Source organism: Bradyrhizobium sp. CCBAU 53421, assembly GCF_015291625.1.
Classification (GTDB): Bacteria; Pseudomonadota; Alphaproteobacteria; order Rhizobiales; family Xanthobacteraceae; genus Bradyrhizobium.
The window spans coordinates 3,098,336-3,111,959 of sequence record NZ_CP030047.1 but is presented as its reverse complement, the minus strand read 5'-3'; the positions used below and the strand labels follow the sequence as shown (position 1 = coordinate 3,111,959).

The following is a 13,624-nucleotide window of genomic DNA, read 5'->3' as shown; positions in this document are numbered from 1 at the left end:
CCCATACGCCATCAGCACGTGCCACTTGCTTTGTGAAACACGCCAAGGCTTGCGAACCCGCACACTTGGTCATCGCGATACTTCCGAATCCGATCGAGGGACGAACACGCCAATAGGCCGGGGGACCATGGGCGAAACATCGGGCGCCGAGATTGCGGTCGTGACACCGCTCGACGGCACGAGCGCCAACAACCGATCACGCGTTTTCATGAGATCGGATCGCGTGACGAATAGCGCCGCAGCTGCTGATGACTGTCCGCTGGACGTCCACCTCGGCGGCAGTTCTATGGCAAGCAGATCTGCAAGCTTTGCGACGTATGCTCGCGTCTCGTCTGGCAGAGAGCCGCCTGCGAGATGCTCTTCGTAGCGAGTTGGTCCCGCGTTATACGCGGCAAACACACCAGGCGAGCCATACCGATCGAGCAGTTCGCGCAAGTATGCCGTGCCGGCCAGACTGTTGTCGTGCGGGTCGTAGGGGTCGTTCCCGAGATTGTCGCGCTCGCGAAGTTCCGCCCAAGTCGCCGGCATGATTTGCATCAGGCCCATTGCGCCTTTTGGCGATCTGGCGTGCACGTCACCAGCACTCTCGATGCCTTGGACTGATCGGATCCAGTTCGGCGCAATCGCAAAGCGTTGCGAGGCTTCATTGATGAAGCCGGTCGCACTGATCGCCGGCTGGGCGGCTGATCCGCTCTGGGCCAAAGCAGCGCTGTCGAACGCGGTCAGAAGAAGCATCAGGGGCACGACAGCACAAACGCGCGTGCCCAATGGACCCAAGCACGCGGCCGGGCTCGCGCCAGCCTTGCAGACATCGATCGAGACGAAGAAATGATCGCGCAATCGATCGAACAAGGGAATGGCGAGGAGAACACGTCGAATACGCACGATCACTCCTCCCACGTCCACACCGGCATCGCACGGCCGATCACGCTAGATGCCGGAAGAAATCCAAAATACCGGCCATCAAGAGAGTCGTCCGACTGCCAGTTCATCAGAAACAGCTCGCCGTCGCCGACGACGCGGCAGCCCTGCCATTTCGGCAGCGGCCGGCCACGACTGTCGTGATCCTTCGCCTCGCCCACCGCGACGTCGTCGACCGAAATCGTGAGGCCGATTCTGCAAACACGCTGCCCAGGAAGGGCGAGCACGCGCTTCAGCATCGGGACGCCAATGGGCAAATAGCCGTTAAGGTCGAGGAAGGTCGCGAGCGGCTCCGGCGGCTGCACGGCGACCAATTCAGTGACCTGGAATTGGTCCGCCGGGCGGAAGCGGTAGAGACCGATCGGCACGCTCGCGGATGCGTTCCAGATGTAAAGCGGAAGCGGCTCCAGGACGACCGTCGCAATGAGCGCAGCAGCGACCCCAATCGTCACGGCCAGCATCATTAGGCGGCCTGTCATCGCATCACCTTTTGGCGATGAAGCCAGGCCTGGTGGCGTGCCTTCGTGTAGGGACGCGGGTTTTCGTTGACGGACAGGCGGTTGTGAACGTGATGCCAATGATCGGGCGCAACATCCGCTGGATCGATGCCGAGTGCATCAACGGCATCGACCATCTGCAGCACACGCTCAACCTTCGGCCAGCCGGACAGACGCAGCAAAATCTCTCCGCCGGGAGTCACATAAGGGACGGTCGAGCAGCGCCGTCCCGGAGCAACTGCGCGCAAGATGTCGATCCGCGAAATGATCGTCCCAAAGTCGTTGGACGTCCAACGGACGAAGGCAAAGATGCTGCCGGGTGCAAATGACAGGACGCGCCGATGGCGATCAAGCTTCCGTTCCTTGGCGATACGACCGAATCGAATCCGGTTTTCGATGCGCTTCTCGAGCCACAACACTTCTACTTCGGTAAGATCGCTCATGCTGCCGCTCCCTGAAGCTCGAACGGGGAGCCATGCGCTTTGGGGGCCGTTAAGTGCGCGTACGCCCTGTGGAGGCCTACAGGACCGGCAGACCGGCGTTGCCGGTCACCTCCCATGGAAGTTGTGGTCTGCTCCGTTAGAAGAAATCCGAAGGATTTCTGGTTAGTAAAGTTAGAGCGGCTGGAAAGCGCGGAGAAACAAGCTCTTAAGCTCGATTCCGGTCCCCGATAGCACGAGGATCGGGTCCCCGATAGCACGAGAGTTGCGGTCCCCGATAGCACGAGCTGATTCACAGGTTGTCCTCCGAATTTAGAATGAGACCGCGCCGGCGCAGGCGTGCCGTTAAGGGATCAACAGGCGTGGGGCGCGAAGTTCAGGCGCTCGGTGCCGTTCCGATCGCGCGTGAGAACGAGCTGATAGCCGGGCAACGTCTGGCGCTGGACGATCTGGCGTACGTCGTACGCGAAGTGCTTGAGCGGCGAGAGGATGCCGGACTTGGCATGGAGGTGCACAAGATCAAAACTCCAGCCACCGTCCTGCCGACCGCCGTGCTTGCGCACAAGCCGATAAAGCCAGCGCTCAAGCCCGCCCGTCAGATCGAAATAGGCGCGGTCGATCGTCAGCACGAGCGCGTCGTCGATTACGCCGGCATAGAACCAATCAGGCAGGATCAACTCGAGTCCGAATGGGCGACCATTTGAATCGGCCGTCTCCTTCCACTCGTTGATCCATGAGAATCGATGCCGTCGCCGTTCAGTCGGCTGGCGGATCGACGTCATCACGGTCGTTGACTGAAGTCTGTCGAGACCAGCCTTCAGCCGGTCATAGTCTCGCGCACTTGTTCCGCGGCCGACAAACGTCAGAATCTCGTAAGGCGTTGCAGCCATCAGGCGCGACGTCTTCAAGCCGGCGTCACGCGCTTCGACGATCTGGGACGCAGCCCAGATCAGAACGTCTGCATCCCAGATGGTTGCCATGCCGTGTTCCGGCACCGTTTCGACACGAATTGCGATCGCACCCGCACGAAAATCGATCGGCACGATCCGCTTCGTTTTTGCCAGCGAGAAGAACGGATAAGCCATCAGATCCTGCGCGTCACGGGGCGCAAGATCGCCGGGCAGCGCCCGAAAAAGCTCAAGCTGATCGCGCTCAGAATGGTGTCTGCGCCGCATGATCACTATCCTTTTGCGGTGATCAGCGACGTTCCTGGCCCGCATAAGGGCGCAGCGCGGGGTGCTTCTTGGCCGGCAGCACAGTCCCCTTCCCGGGGTCGGACGTCGACGTCTTGGCGCCGAGGTCGGCCCACGCTTTCAGGTCATCGACGGCGTAGACAACACGACCGCCGATCTTCCGATATGTCGGTCCAGTACCGTACGTGCGGTGCTTCTCGAGCGTGCGACCGGACAGGCCGAGGTAGCGCGCGGCCTCAGGTGTACGCAGGAAGCGCGGGGGAAGACCGGCCATCGGATCAGACATTTGAGAACTCCAGGAGGACAGCGCACCACGTGTGGCTAGGCCGGCGTGTGTGCGGTCATCATGGAGGAGCAGGATCTCGGAGGGGGATGCTGAATGTTGGGGTACGATTTTCGGCACCCCAGTGGACGGCACTACTCGTCCTTACGTCCGGGCCGCAGAAGTTTGCGGTAACCACCGCGCATCAACGCGAGGCCGCCTTTCACTAAGCGAATTGTTCGATTGCGTAGATCATGCGTCTTCCAGGCGCGATCGGGGATACGCTTTTGGCCGAACAGCGCTTCGGCGATAACGCGATAGCTTCTGCCGGCGCTATGCGCATCGAGCGCGCGGATCGCGGCACTCAACCGTTCGCGCCGCTGTTTGGATAGCGTGTGAAATGGCGGACCTGGCGCGCGCCCATTGATCGCACGCCAAAGCCGCCGAGCTGCATAGGCACGCGCGCCGAAATCGCCATCAAACGGCAGTTCGGCCGCAAATGACGCGCCGACCACTGGCGCGTCTTTAGACCAAATGCGGTGATCTACCGCAGCGATGCGCAGCACGGCGTGCCAGCCGTCGACAGCGCGGCGCACCTCGCCTGCTGTAAGGTCGAGCAGTGGCTGATACGACGCTCCGCCGTCGTCGGCCACTGCGACCTTTACCGGAACGACCGCCGCTAAGACCTCAGGCGCCCAAAAGACCGTCTGCTCGTCGAACGACCTCTGCGGGTCATGGGCGAAAGCAGATACCCCATTTCCTCCTGAATTCGTCTGTCACTTCGCCGTTCGGACTGTTGGCAATCATCACCTCGTACTCACGCCGATAGTCGGCGTTGCGGCGGAGACATTCCCAGGCGATGTCGGTGATTTCGGCGTCTTGTAGTCTCTTGTAGGATTCCGGCGACCGCCAGTCGAATTCAAGCATTGCTTCCGCCCCCATTGCACGCAGCTAACAAGGATTGCGGCGCAATAGGTATGAACGAGGCGGTTGTAGGAAGCCCCTAATTTGGCACCACGTGGTGCACCGGAATGACCACCGATTAGCAAAAGAAAATGGTTCTGCCTGCAAGTCATCAGCCGGCGATTTTCTACTATTTCGATCCGGTGCCACGTAGTAGGCGGCCCTGTTCAGTCATCCATTTGGCGCGCGCAAGATGACTTTGATATGCGCTTCTCGCGCGGTCTGGTTCTCGCTCTGGGTCTATATGCAAGACCAATTGAGCAACTTCGCGCCAGTCCGCCCCCTCGCCTTCCGCCTGCAGAAGGCGAATGTACGTGACGACATGCTGTTCGTCATATGCCGTCAGCGCCGGCTCGTTCGGCGCGACATCCGCGACGTCAGGATCTAGTGGCGGCCCATTCATATCTATTCGTGGCATTCGATGGAAACCCAGGATCAAAGTATCTGAATAGATCGGTTATAGCCAGTGGTTTGATGGTCTACACGATGGCTGCTTTTGTGCATGAAAGCTCGTGCGCTTGTGGCCTGGAACGTCCGCCGAATCCGCGTCGCTCGCGGTATTCCGCAAGAGCAATTGGCATATGATGCTGAGATTGATCGCTCATATATGAGCGGCTTGGAGCGACAAACCGAGAATCCAACCATTGATCTGCTCGAGCGACTGGCCGAAACGCTAGGTGTTCGGCTCTCAGAATTCTTTGTTGAACCGCCCAGGGGAGCCGCCACGCCAAAGCCATTAGCCAAGGGCCGGAAACGGATTCGTCCCACCCCTAAGAGCAAGTAGTCGCTCACGACCGTGTACTCATCAGGTGGCCGGCCGCCTACTGTCTGCTCAACCCCTAAGAGCTGCGCGACCGCGGACGTCTCCCGAGGTCGCTGATGAGCCAAAAGGAGACATTCTCAAAGCAAACCTCATTGGCAACATTAGAGCTCGGCGGAGCCGCCATCGACGACCAATTCCGAGCCAGCATGTAACTTGACGCATCACTAGCGAGGAAGAGCACGGCGGCGGCAATTTCGTCGGCGCGCCCAAGACGCCCAATTGGAATCGTGGCGCTCGCGCCTGCGAGATAGTCACGGAATTGCGCGTCAGTCTGTCCGGGATGTTCAGATTGACCCACTCCCCGAAGGATAGGGATGTCGATGAGTCCCGGACTGATCGCATTGACGCGAATGCGCCGATGTATCAGTTCCGCCGACATGGTGCGGGCAAACGAGCGCACGGCCGCCTTTGAAGCCGAAAGCACCGCGCGCCCTGGCACGCCGACCTGGTTCAGCCAAGCCGTCGTAACGATGATCGAGCCGCCCTCACGCATGATTGGTTCGACGGCCTGAACCGAGAAGAACACCGACTTCACATTGGTGTCCATCAGACGGTCGTACTGCGCCTCGTCGGCCATCCTCAGCGGCGTGACATACGCCACACCGTCGTTAGCTTCTTCGCGCCTAATGGCCGACTGGATTCGAGCACGCGCCTTGGCAAATCTGAGTTGCTGTCCGCGGCCGTTATTGTTGGCCGTAGCTTCTGCGATAAACCTATTTAGCTCCGGATCCAGACGGCGCGACGCTGCCAATCTCTGGGCGTCCGCAATGCGCAAACTTGGATCGCGCATTCCACCTCCAACAGGCTTGCCAGATATGATCTGGCTGACTGTTGCTCCGTTGAGTAGAGCTGTCTTCACTTTTTCGGTCGTCTCTGGAGACAAGGTCAGAATCCTGGCGGCTTCCAGCCCAGCGCCTTTTGGCCGCCGAGGCGATCGTCCAGGAGATGAACTCCAGGCTTCGCCGACATGCTGGCTGACTGGCTAAGGTCGTGATCCGCGCGGCGTGACGGCGACGTGATTCCGTTCCGGAGGCCATGATGGCCGAAGACGACCGCGTCCAGGTCATCAAGCATACTCCGATCGGTCACCGCGAGGGAACACGCTGAGGCCGTTCGCCTGCCGAACAGAAAAGGGGCCGCTCGCGTGGACGGCCCCCTGCCGGAAATTCTCGAAATACCGATCTTCACTTGAAAACCTGCCCCGGCACCTAAAATCCTACCCCACTTCGCACTCGCAGCAATCCGGGAAAACACGTAGTGCTCTTAGTTCAATCCTTCTGAGTGTCGGCAGCATCTTCCAAAATGGAAAAGCCCCGGCTCGCCGAGACGCGACGGGGCCCCTCCAAATTCCAAGGCATCACTATGCAGGTGATCCGGACGGGCAAGGTCAGGATCGAGCAGTAAGGTAACTCAGATACCCTAGTCATTTCCTATGAAGCCATGAGACATAGACCGGTCTTTTACGGGCGCTTTGTAAGGTTGATGTCAGCTGAAATGTTTAGATACATAGGACTGCAGCATGGAGACGACAGTTACCGCCCGGCAGCTTCGGATTGCCGGGCGTTCTTCGTCGGCTGTCCTAATTCGTTCTGTCGACCGGTCTAACTAGACAGCACCCGAGGCTTCGACCTTTTCCTCCGCCCCACCGTCATAGCTACGCCATGCACATGAACGAAGCTGACACCGATCGACTGATGAGGGTAACCGAGGCGATCGTGCGCGAGCTAGACCGTCAGGGCGTCGCCGATACGCTTGTGAATCTTAGGTTCGACGCGTTAGAATTGGCCAAGGTGGCAATCCGTGCGGCCGACGGAGTTGTGGTGCCGTTTCGAAAGCCACAGCCCTGATGAGCCTCGGCCTCTCCGCCGTCGTAGCAAGCATCTGCAACTTGCAGAGGCCGCCGCCGCTCACCACTCTGACCGAACCGCTTATCGTTTGGTGAGTCTTTGCTGAGAAGGAGTCGCTGCGCTAGGCTTTCTGCCCTTGCAGATCGCAACACTCGCGCGCTTAGAGCACCGAGTTGGTCAGATATTAGCTTCCGCTCGCCCTGCTTGGCGGCAGTCTTCTGCTGAGGATCACCGATCTGAGCAGCCTGCTTTTTTGGTCGGCTTCAATCCGCTGCACCGCTTGTTGGAGAGACGCTAAGGTCTGCTTCATCTCTGCAATGGTGAGATCCGGCGGAGGTGCGACGGCAGCTCTCTTTTGCGAGGCTGTGAGACCCACCAAACGGTCGCGCTCGATATTGTGAGGCGCCCAAAAGTGGACGCCGATCCACGAGTTAGAGCGCTACATGCGGTGCAAGGAATGCTCGCGTCGAGCTGGCCGTGCGGTCAAGCGCAGCCACCTTGTGGCATTGCGGACAAACAAGATTTCCACCATGTGGTGGCCCGGAGAGCGATGACGGGCTCAACGCTCGTCTCGCATATATGGACTTCGGTGGGAGACGAGACGCAGGTCTTGATCCACCGCCACGGACTGAAGTCCGTGCATGTGCGGCACGTTCACTGGATTGCCCCACAAGCTCCAAGCGATAGCGCCACTCGCGATTATTCCGCCGCAGATAGCTAAAAGGTCCCGCTTCATTGCGCTTCCTCCGTCTGGCATCTTCGAAGCATAAATCAGGCCAAGCTAAGCGGAGGACGTCTTATTCGGCACGGCCCGCGGTCCTATCTTCATGAACCCCATGGGAACAGAGCCAGATTACATAGAGATTGTCGATACGGGCGTCAGATCGCACCCGTGGCGTCGGGGAATTGAAGAGACGAAGCAAGCCAATGGGCGTGTTGTTAGGCTCGAGTGGCTTTCAGTCTCCGACTGCCGCGGAATATGCGGGTAGGCGCGCTCTTGAGCGCTTTTTGGAGGACATCTCCAAAGAGGAAGGACGCAAGTCATAGAAACTGAGTTGCACTAATCTGCGGCCGGTTGCTCATCAAATCACCTTGCGCAGGTTTCTCTCCTACGCTGTCATGCGGGTGGGTCCTTGGAGCCCACCGGGATAATCCCGCCTCGCACCATCTTTCCCAGCCCCGGTCGGTCCCAGACCCGGCGGGGGTATTGGTAGAGCACAGTCCCGGTTGTTCGCAATGCCGGTGCGGAGCGCAAGATGATCCTGATGCGTTGGGGAATGCCGCCTCCGCCGCGCACTGGCCGTCCACCGGTCACCAACATCCGCAACACCTCATCACCCCACTGGCGCGGCTGGCTCGAGCCCGAGAACCGATGCCTCGTGCCGTTCAACAGCTTCGCCGAGTACGCGCCGGAATCAAACCCGGAGACCAAGAAAAAAGACGTGGTGTGGTTCGCGCTCGGCGATGATCGGCCGCCGACCGCGTTCGCCGGCATCTGGACCGTGTTCAAGGGCGATCGCGGCACCAAGTCAAAGCCGATCCCCGGGCCGCATCTCGTCTACGGGTCCTCACCACAACACCGAACGCGATCGTCGAGCCCATCCACCCTAAGGCTATGCCCGTGATCTTGACGACCGACGAGGAGCGCGATGTCTGGATGCGCGAGCCGTGGGATGAAGCGAAGGCGCTGCAGCGCCCATTGGGCGACGATATGCTGAAGATCGTCGCCCGCGGCGAAGCGAAGGAAGATATCTTGGTAGAGCCGTAGGATGCCGGTCGCAACCGAAGCCTCAGGGTTACCCCTCCCTAGGTAAGAAACGCTTGCACGCTAACGCAGTTCTCTCTTCGTCAGGATTTTGCACTTCAATCCTGGGGCTAGAGCCAACGCTGCCCGTGTGCATTTTAAGCGGGCAGCGTTGTGCCCTGGTCGTGGTCCGAAGACCGATCGAGACCTTGCCAAAGCAATATGGAGTGTGCTCGAGCATCCGAGCCGATTGTTGTCCACAGTGGGTATTGCGCCACTCCGTGCGGGTGGGAATCGCCGTAACGTTCGCACGTGCTTTCCCCACTTGAACCCATTGGCGGTTCAAACGCCTTTGCGTGAGCGCTGACTGATCGAGCATTTTGCCAAGACGATTGTAAAAGCATCGGGACTTCAAGAGCAGCTAATCATTTCCAAACAAATGGCGCAGCAGGCGTGGACCTATTTCGAGCTGAGAAGATCGCCACTGTCCCGGACCGATCACATCATGACTGCCGCTTTTGTGGAGCCACACTTACCCTTGTCCGAACAATCATGGAATCGGAAAGTGGAATTGTCATTCATACGTTTGAATGCCCGCGGTGTGGGGACCGTACTTGGACCGACTAAAGGTTAGCAGAGCCAGGACAGCACCGATCCTCAAGTCTATAGCGCGCATCGCTGCGTACAGAGAGCGTCCCCAAACTGCTCAGCGCTAGACAATGCACCGATTGGTCTATGCGGAGCTCACCAAACCGGCCCGAGCTAAAGGTCAACGCTCAACGCGACGTCGGTCACATCGCGCAAAAGTTCCCTAGGTATCTTCTTCGCACACCGCGTTTACCAGTCACTTGCCTGCAGGCATGGCAACTGCTCGACTTGTAGGCTGCGAACTCGTTGCCAAGAAGTCACGCCATCGAACCGAATGGGATAGCTGGCGCCATTATCGTGGCGGCGCTCGCGCTCGCAGCTTACTGGTGAGGGATAGATGGGTCGCCATTTTTTTCTGAGCCCCACGCAGTCTGTTTCTAATGCGTTCATTGATCAGAGACTCGAATTGGCAGAAACCGATTTCAGATGTCATGGAGCACGAAATGAATTTTGACTATCAGCCTAGCGCTAATCATTCAGGTCACACGCAATCAGCTGCGCCCGCTGCCCATCAGGCGGATGGATGCCAGAGCAACAAGGCGCGCTTTGGATTCAAGACGACTGACCTCATCGTCTACCCTGCGCACGGTGTCGGTCAAATCGTTGCGATCGAAGAGCAGACTGTAGCCGGCGCCTGCCTCGAGTTCTTCGTCGTCTATTTCGAGAAGAGCAAGATGACACTACGCGTTCCAACGAGCAGAGCGGCCAAAACCGGGATGCGTCGGTTGTCCGAGCCTGGCACCGTCCAGCATGTACGACGAATCCTGGGTCAACCACCTCATAAGGCGCGGGGCAATTGGTCCCGGATTGCTCACGAGTACGAAAGCAAGATCAATTCGGGTGATATTGTTGCAATTGCCGAAGTGATGCGCGACCTCCACAGGCGCGCCGCCAGCCCGGACCAGAACTACGCCGAACGTCAGCTCTACACGACGGCCGTTGATCGCTTGTCCGAAGAGTTAGCTCTTGTTAGCGGCATGACCGAACAAGAAGCGGTGAAAGAACTGGAAAGCTTGATAGTCATCGAAGTGAAGCGCAGCGCCTAGTTGAAACTTCTCGGACCAGTCGCAGCTTTGCGTCAACTGACGACGTCGGCGCCACTCAGACGTGCAGTCGAAATTTTCCGTAGCAAGCCGCGGCAGCTTGAAAGTGGCCCCGGCTCAAGTCAAGCGGCGCGCTGAAATGCTCATCAAAACGGAGAAACAGACTCAAGGTGGCATGATCCGACCGGACTACAAGTTGACGGAAATTCACAATGCAGATTAAGGGCGACCGCCCCTACTCCGACGCCGAGAAAGCCGCCCGCAGGATCATGGAGCACGCCAAGGCCTTCGAGCCCATCCAGGACGGCCGGATCTAAATCGAGAAGATCAACCGCCCGATGATCGATGAGGAACAAGGCGACGCCGGCTGAGTATTGGGCCGGGCTCCAGCACGCGATCGGCCAAGGCTGGCTCGAGTACCACGAGAGCGGAACGTTCGTGAGGATAACGCAGGCGGGCAAGGATCTGTTCGCGTAGTGGTGGCGTGAATGCGGGCCCGGCTTGCAGCCGACCCGAAGCCTCTGTCGGCTTCCGGTATTGGACTTGCCCGCAATGTGGACAGGTCGCTGGGAGCGCGACGCTTGGCAGGGTCTCGAGGATAACTGTTTCAGTATCCAATCCGGTTTGAACCGGCTTTCCCGTTTCCGGGCAACGGATCAAAATATCGGGCATACGCGCAAACATTGTTCCGCCGAGCTGGTTTCCAAAAGGTAGCATAAAACCTCGGAGGTCGGCGCGATGAGAAGGACGGACATGACATGTCCGCAGTGCGGTGCGGACTTCCGACGATTGGAGCTATGGTCTGTATCTGGCGGTAAGGGCGAATATCATTGCCCGGTTTGTGACCTCACACTTGAGGTGTTCGACGGGCCAAGTTCATCGCCTACCGACTTACGATCCAGACAGAACGGCCGCCATCGTGCGAGCGGGGCCACTCAGGCCGCGTAGCATAAGTGCCCCCCGCGTTGCCCGCGCTGGTGGTCACCCCACAGGCTAAGCGACAATATCACCAACGCTGCATTGCAACTTTGTGACGCCAGTATTGCTATACACAGCATAGGCCATGCAAGTTTCTGGCTTGTCGCACCGGTTCTGACCGGTACCGTGCAGGTGCGGCGATCACGCGTGGTGCCGCAGAGCGCCCCTCATCACGGCGCTTCATACCTATCGGAAACTTGACCGCAGGGCTCCCGCTCTGGGCCTTTTCTTGAGACCACCCCGCCGGAGTGCTGGGGCCTCCCGGCCTTCAGTTTCTCAAGGGAACCTGTGTTACTTTGGTGCGTTGGATCGTCATCACCGGCGGAGGCTCTGCCCGTAGGCGTCGGTGGTTGAGAGACCGGCAGCTCTCCCGCCTGCATACAGTGAGGGAGCGCGGCCATGCCGTTCCAGCCAGTCTATCGCGTACGCAACGAAGCTATGCGGATCACCAGTGGAAGCGCGTTCATTCGCGAGATCGTCCAGCGGGCGCTCGAATTATTGAAGCTGCCGGTGCCCGACGCCTTCCTCGGCCGCACAAACTGGAGCCGTTCCCGCAAGAGGAAAGCAGGTATGGCGAAGTAGGCGAGCGCCTTAATACCCCAGCCAAGCGGGCGCATGCGAGGCTGCGACGGCTCACTGCGAAACTAATGCTGCCGACCATGCGGCAGGAAGAGCCAAAAAACAGCCGCCATCCTCCGACGCCGCAACAAAGTGAAGCCGCCTCGCGCGCGACCGAATTTGGACCGGTCGGGACAATAATCATAGGTGAAAGCGGGAACCCAGGCACAGAGGAAGAATAGCTTTCCCCGCTCCGAACTGCGCCCAACCTCCATTGGAGCGGTTCGCGTGAAACGCGGCCTTGGCTCCTAGCGCACCTCCTCGGAGCCAGGGAGGGCGTATATGAGGTCGCGTATGATCCTTCAAAATCGACCTTTGTTCATCGTCAACATTTCAAACCCTCGCGCATTTTCCGGAAACGGCAGCATCATCATGCTGGAATTGACCGACGAGCATGCGGCCCTAAGAGTGGCCGCGAAGATTGCCTCCGAAACCGGACGCACCGTCACCGTGCGCAATGAAAACATGGAAGTGATCGGAAGATTAGGGCGTCCACCAAGCATTGAGGCCCGGTCTATCGCCATTGCTTACGAGTTTGGCTGCCGCGTGTGCCCGCATTCGCAATCGCAGCGGCTCTCATGATCCGCTTAGGCCTGAAACAGTCGCACAAATGAAAGGGGATCGTGTCTCGACACGGCCCCCACCAGAAAACTGAAAATTGCTTCGGGATGAAATCGAGCCCCGGCACCTGTGACAATTAGCGCTAAATGCCAGCGTGATGGATTCCGTAGAATCCCGGTGACGAGATGCCGGTCATAGAAAAAGGCCCCAGCACCTCTGGGGGCCTAGAGGCCGGTGCTGACGCCAGTCGTCCTATAATGTCGTGACCCGTGTCCTGCCTAGAACGGCACCCAATCGCGCGACCCAGGCCGGCGAGAACTATTCGCCTAAAGTTGATGGAGCCGATTCACATGGTTCAATGCCTGGCGATGCCATCCTGTAAGTCTGTTGCTCGGTTGGAATTCGCAGATGGTGATTGCAAATGGAACTTATTGGACGCCCGATGCGAGGCCGGTTCCTCGTTCGGCAAGGTGGCAATGGCTGGATGGTCTACGATAGCGAACTCAAAGGACCAGCCCAGATAGAAAAGGACGGGGCATTCGCCGAGAAGCTGACAAAAGAGCAAGCTGAGATTTTGGCGGAGCGGCTGACGGCTCGCAAAACCGGCTCCTGATATCTACCTTCGGGGCATGCCCAATTCCAGTTCTGCCTGCCAACGGTTCGCAAGGCCGTGCCGGCCGGCCCGGAGTGTTCCACGAGCTCAAATACGACGGCTACCGCCTGCGCCTCGAGCGGGACGGAGATCGCGTTCGGCTGATCACTAAGGGCGGGAACGACTTCACCAAGCGTTTCCCCTGGATCGTCGAGGCTGCGCTCAAGGATTGTCAGAAGCAGTTCGTGATCGACGGCGAGGCCATCGTTCGCGGCGTCGATGGCTATTCTGACTTCAACGTCCTGCACTCGGTGTCGTTCACACTATAGAAAGCCCGCGATCTCAGCCAACGAATCCTCTGAAGTGGCTCACGTTTCAGGCAGGCGAGACTGTGATTTACACGAAAGTGCGCCCGCGATCCGCGCCCGACGCGCAGACTGAGTTGCGCGAGCAGTTAGTGTGCGTGCGGTAGCTTTTCCGGGATCGTAAGGCAT

Annotated in this window: 16 protein-coding genes and 3 pseudogenes; 10 read left to right on the top strand and 9 right to left on the bottom strand. The window is 58.9% G+C overall.

What is annotated here, in order from left to right; translation table 11 throughout:
- Nucleotides 1-69: 69 nt before the first annotated feature.
- The 8 genes and pseudogenes from XH92_RS14615 to XH92_RS42985 form a co-directional block, all read right to left on the bottom strand.
- Nucleotides 70-885, bottom strand: coding sequence for a lytic transglycosylase domain-containing protein (locus XH92_RS14615; RefSeq protein WP_194461264.1), 816 nt, complete (start codon nucleotides 883-885; stop codon nucleotides 70-72).
- Nucleotides 886-887: 2 nt separating this feature from the next.
- On the bottom strand, nucleotides 888-1,400 hold the full coding sequence (locus tag XH92_RS14610) for a S26 family signal peptidase (protein ID WP_194459824.1): 513 nt from the start codon (nucleotides 1,398-1,400) through the stop codon (nucleotides 888-890).
- Complete coding sequence (locus XH92_RS14605) at nucleotides 1,397-1,861, bottom strand: DUF2840 domain-containing protein (RefSeq protein WP_194459823.1); 465 nt, start codon at nucleotides 1,859-1,861, stop codon at nucleotides 1,397-1,399. The genes XH92_RS14610 and XH92_RS14605 overlap by 4 nt, the downstream gene beginning before the upstream one ends.
- A 289-nt stretch (nucleotides 1,862-2,150) precedes the next feature.
- A pseudogene (locus XH92_RS14600) lies at nucleotides 2,151-3,033 on the bottom strand (replication initiator protein A).
- Nucleotides 3,034-3,055: 22 nt separating this feature from the next.
- Entirely contained in the window at nucleotides 3,056-3,337 is a 282-nt protein-coding gene (locus XH92_RS14595) for an AlpA family transcriptional regulator (protein ID WP_194459821.1), read from the bottom strand.
- A 131-nt stretch (nucleotides 3,338-3,468) separates the two neighbouring features.
- Nucleotides 3,469-3,966, bottom strand: coding sequence for a DUF2285 domain-containing protein (locus tag XH92_RS14590; protein ID WP_194459820.1), 498 nt, complete (start codon nucleotides 3,964-3,966; stop codon nucleotides 3,469-3,471).
- A gap of 79 nt (nucleotides 3,967-4,045) precedes the next feature.
- A complete protein-coding gene (locus XH92_RS14585; RefSeq protein ID WP_194459819.1) occupies nucleotides 4,046-4,240 on the bottom strand; it encodes a transcriptional regulator domain-containing protein in 195 nt (64 codons plus the stop codon).
- A 166-nt stretch (nucleotides 4,241-4,406) separates the two neighbouring features.
- Nucleotides 4,407-4,679 carry a DUF2285 domain-containing protein gene (locus XH92_RS42985; RefSeq protein WP_246788425.1) on the bottom strand — a complete coding sequence of 91 codons (273 nt, stop codon included), beginning with the start codon at nucleotides 4,677-4,679 and terminating at the stop codon, nucleotides 4,407-4,409.
- A gap of 99 nt (nucleotides 4,680-4,778) precedes the next feature.
- Here XH92_RS42985 and XH92_RS14580 point away from each other — a divergent pair, with 99 nt between their 5' ends.
- On the top strand, nucleotides 4,779-5,060 hold the full coding sequence (locus tag XH92_RS14580) for a helix-turn-helix domain-containing protein (protein WP_194459818.1): 282 nt from the start codon (nucleotides 4,779-4,781) through the stop codon (nucleotides 5,058-5,060).
- 55 nt (nucleotides 5,061-5,115) lie between these two features.
- On the opposite strand, the gene XH92_RS14575 is transcribed toward XH92_RS14580, so the two are convergent.
- Entirely contained in the window at nucleotides 5,116-5,982 is an 867-nt protein-coding gene (locus XH92_RS14575; protein ID WP_246788424.1) for an SDR family oxidoreductase, read from the bottom strand.
- Nucleotides 5,983-6,766: 784 nt separating this feature from the next.
- Between XH92_RS14575 and XH92_RS14570 the strand changes: the two genes are divergently transcribed.
- The 9 genes and pseudogenes from XH92_RS14570 to XH92_RS14535 all read left to right on the top strand — a co-directional run bounded on the left by XH92_RS14570 (nucleotide 6,767) and on the right by XH92_RS14535 (nucleotide 13,459).
- Nucleotides 6,767-6,946 (top strand): hypothetical protein, encoded by a 180-nt coding sequence (locus tag XH92_RS14570; protein WP_194459817.1) that lies wholly within the window; start codon nucleotides 6,767-6,769, stop codon nucleotides 6,944-6,946.
- A 361-nt stretch (nucleotides 6,947-7,307) separates the two neighbouring features.
- Nucleotides 7,308-7,500, top strand: a pseudogene (locus XH92_RS42980) (hypothetical protein); the annotation flags it as partial.
- Nucleotides 7,501-8,169: 669 nt separating this feature from the next.
- A pseudogene (locus tag XH92_RS14565) lies at nucleotides 8,170-8,714 on the top strand (SOS response-associated peptidase family protein); the annotation flags it as partial.
- A gap of 1,067 nt (nucleotides 8,715-9,781) precedes the next feature.
- Nucleotides 9,782-10,384, top strand: a complete 603-nt coding sequence (locus XH92_RS14560) for a CarD family transcriptional regulator (RefSeq protein WP_194459816.1) — start codon at nucleotides 9,782-9,784, stop codon at nucleotides 10,382-10,384.
- Nucleotides 10,385-10,726: 342 nt separating this feature from the next.
- Nucleotides 10,727-10,858, top strand: a complete 132-nt coding sequence (locus tag XH92_RS43595) for a hypothetical protein (RefSeq protein WP_256437654.1) — start codon at nucleotides 10,727-10,729, stop codon at nucleotides 10,856-10,858.
- A 900-nt stretch (nucleotides 10,859-11,758) separates the two neighbouring features.
- Nucleotides 11,759-11,941 (top strand): hypothetical protein, encoded by a 183-nt coding sequence (locus XH92_RS14550; RefSeq protein WP_194459815.1) that lies wholly within the window; start codon nucleotides 11,759-11,761, stop codon nucleotides 11,939-11,941.
- A gap of 330 nt (nucleotides 11,942-12,271) precedes the next feature.
- On the top strand, nucleotides 12,272-12,559 hold the full coding sequence (locus tag XH92_RS14545; protein WP_194459814.1) for a hypothetical protein: 288 nt from the start codon (nucleotides 12,272-12,274) through the stop codon (nucleotides 12,557-12,559).
- A gap of 400 nt (nucleotides 12,560-12,959) precedes the next feature.
- Nucleotides 12,960-13,151 carry a hypothetical protein gene (locus XH92_RS14540; protein ID WP_194459813.1) on the top strand — a complete coding sequence of 64 codons (192 nt, stop codon included), beginning with the start codon at nucleotides 12,960-12,962 and terminating at the stop codon, nucleotides 13,149-13,151.
- A 74-nt stretch (nucleotides 13,152-13,225) separates the two neighbouring features.
- Nucleotides 13,226-13,459: a hypothetical protein gene (locus XH92_RS14535; protein ID WP_246788423.1), complete on the top strand. Its 234-nt coding sequence runs from the start codon at nucleotides 13,226-13,228 to the stop codon at nucleotides 13,457-13,459.
- Nucleotides 13,460-13,624: the final 165 nt, after the last annotated feature.

Excerpts from the sequence above, each read along its gene's own strand:
- XH92_RS14545 (WP_194459814.1), top strand. The coding sequence starts at position 12,272 with ATGATCCTTCAAAATCGACCTTTGTTCATCGTCAACATTTCAAACCCT.
- XH92_RS14560 (WP_194459816.1), top strand. The coding sequence starts at position 9,782 with ATGAATTTTGACTATCAGCCTAGCGCTAATCATTCAGGTCACACGCAA.
- XH92_RS14610 (WP_194459824.1), bottom strand. The coding sequence starts at position 1,400 with ATGACAGGCCGCCTAATGATGCTGGCCGTGACGATTGGGGTCGCTGCT.
- XH92_RS42985 (WP_246788425.1), bottom strand. The coding sequence starts at position 4,679 with ATGAATGGGCCGCCACTAGATCCTGACGTCGCGGATGTCGCGCCGAAC.
- XH92_RS14605 (WP_194459823.1), bottom strand. The coding sequence starts at position 1,861 with ATGAGCGATCTTACCGAAGTAGAAGTGTTGTGGCTCGAGAAGCGCATC.
- XH92_RS14550 (WP_194459815.1), top strand. The coding sequence starts at position 11,759 with ATGCCGTTCCAGCCAGTCTATCGCGTACGCAACGAAGCTATGCGGATC.
- XH92_RS14580 (WP_194459818.1), top strand. The coding sequence starts at position 4,779 with ATGAAAGCTCGTGCGCTTGTGGCCTGGAACGTCCGCCGAATCCGCGTC.
- XH92_RS43595 (WP_256437654.1), top strand. The coding sequence starts at position 10,727 with ATGAGGAACAAGGCGACGCCGGCTGAGTATTGGGCCGGGCTCCAGCAC.
- XH92_RS14570 (WP_194459817.1), top strand. The coding sequence starts at position 6,767 with ATGAACGAAGCTGACACCGATCGACTGATGAGGGTAACCGAGGCGATC.
- XH92_RS14595 (WP_194459821.1), bottom strand. The coding sequence starts at position 3,337 with ATGTCTGATCCGATGGCCGGTCTTCCCCCGCGCTTCCTGCGTACACCT.
- XH92_RS14585 (WP_194459819.1), bottom strand. The coding sequence starts at position 4,240 with ATGCTTGAATTCGACTGGCGGTCGCCGGAATCCTACAAGAGACTACAA.
- XH92_RS14540 (WP_194459813.1), top strand. The coding sequence starts at position 12,960 with ATGGAACTTATTGGACGCCCGATGCGAGGCCGGTTCCTCGTTCGGCAA.